Raw genomic sequence first — 1,999 nt, 5'->3', positions numbered from 1 at the left:
ATATTAATTTTTATTATGCAGCTACAGAAATGCGAGCAGCAATTTCTGCTAATTCTTCACTAATAATAGCACGTGCTTCTGGTGCACAGCGTCCACAGCAAGTACCAAGATCAAGCAAATCGCGAATTTCACGATAGCTTTCAGCGCCATTTTCAATAGCGTCTTTAATATCCTGATCGGTAATGCCACGACACAAGCAAACGTACATGGGAGTGATCCCCAAATATAAATGCGATAATTGATATTATTGATAATTATTATCGTTTGTCAATGAAATTCATTTAAAATCTCATTTATCATTATTGGGATTTTGGATAAAAAAATACCACCTAAGCGGAAATCTGAGAGTTACTCAGCTTTTTAAGCTGGGGTGGTATCTAATTTTAGAGCTAAATAATTTCTAGTTAATATTTTATCTTACTGATTAATAATAACAATTCCATCCATTTCAACTAAAGCCCCTTTAGGCAGGCTTGCTACACCAAGTGCAGCACGAGCTGGGTATGGTTGAGCAAAATATTCGCCCATAATTTGGTTAACGAGTTGGAAATTAGATAAATCAGTAAGAAAAATATTGAGCTTTGCAATATCTGCAAGTGTGCCGCCTGCAGCTTCACATACTGCTTTGAGGTTATCAAAAACACGGCGGATTTGAGCTTCAATACCGTCTACAAGTTCCATACTGTAAGGATCTAAACCAATTTGCCCTGATAAATATAGTGTGTTACCTACCAAAATGGCTTGAGAATATGTGCCGATGGCAGCAGGGGCATTTTCAGTATGAATGACTTGACGGGACATTTGGTTCTCCTTGATTAAATCTTTTTTCATCATAATCGATGATACGTTTTGACAAAAGTATCATCGATTTAATTGATTAGGTACTTCTAGAAGTTAGATTTTAGTAAAGCAGAACAAATTTTAGCTGACTTTGGAAATTTCCATTTGTGGAGCAGGGGCGTCTAGACGCTCAATACGTGGGAAGCCATAGTGCATTCGTAAATCACGAATGACTTTTGCAATATGTTTACGGTTGTTTACTACAATATTGACGAAAGTACGCTGTTCGTTGGAATGTACCATTTCTACCCCAGCATTATTTTTACGACATTGGTAGATGAGGTCTGATACCTGTTCATCATTCATTGCCATATAAATCGCAAGGTAAGCAGTAAAACGTACATCATCTACGTCGTCTGCTTTCCATTGAAGCGGCATAATGTTTTCTGGGTGTAAATGTTGTTCATGAAGCAAATTATGACAACGAATACGGTGCACAATTAAACCACGTCGTGTTAAATGGCCTTGAATTGGATCGCCTAAAATAGGATTACAACAGTGGGCATATTTAACATCAATGCCTTCAGTTCCTTGAATTAGCCGATCTGAATTTTCTGCTCGAGGATGCTTGTCATTTGCAAACAAATGGTTAGCTACAAGTTGAGGAAGTAAATCTCCAACAGCAATTTGCTCAAATAATGCATCTTTATTATCAATATGACGCCATTGTAAAAGATCTAACCAATCTGCATCTGAAAGGTCGTTAATAGAACGATTAAAGAGTTTTAAAGCTCTTGAAAGTGCTTGGGCACCAACTAAACGTTGTTCTTCAATATCTTGGTCTTTGAGTACGTGCTGTAAAGCACGGCGAGCTTTTTGAGTGTTAATGAAGCTCAGCCAATCTGGATTTGGCGTTGCTAAAACGTCAGTAATAATCTCAATAACCTGCCCACTAACTAATGGTGTAGAAAGTGGCTTAATTTCACCATCAACTTTCGCACCTACCGCATGGTTGCCTAAGAAAAGACTAGCTGAATAGGCAAAATCAACTACTGTGGCACCTTGTGGTAACTCATGTAACTGGCCGTGTGGTGTGTAAACCCAAATTTTTTCTTGATGCAAATAATCAAGTAAGTCATTAAAAGTCGTTTTAGCGCATTCACCATCAATGAGTGTATTTAGGTTCTGCATGGAAGCTTGAATGGCAGAGCGGCAAGTT

3 protein-coding genes are annotated in these 1,999 nt (G+C 38.0%); all 3 read right to left on the bottom strand.

Annotated elements, in window-relative coordinates; translation table 11 throughout:
• Positions 1-13: 13 nt before the first annotated feature.
• Positions 14-208 carry a bacterioferritin-associated ferredoxin gene (locus VXQ92_RS16210; RefSeq protein WP_000289091.1) on the bottom strand — a complete coding sequence of 65 codons (195 nt, stop codon included), beginning with the start codon at positions 206-208 and terminating at the stop codon, positions 14-16.
• Positions 209-417: 209 nt separating this feature from the next.
• Positions 418-801, bottom strand: coding sequence for a RidA family protein (locus tag VXQ92_RS16205; protein WP_000090000.1), 384 nt, complete (start codon positions 799-801; stop codon positions 418-420).
• A 120-nt stretch (positions 802-921) separates the two neighbouring features.
• On the bottom strand, positions 922-1,999 hold a 1,078-nt coding region (locus VXQ92_RS16200; RefSeq protein ID WP_416682524.1), incomplete at its 5' end, for a TGS domain-containing protein.

It is taken from the genome of Acinetobacter sp. 228 (assembly GCF_048147885.1).
Note: the sequence above shows the minus strand (reverse complement) of the source record. Positions and strands in the feature narration are given on the sequence as shown.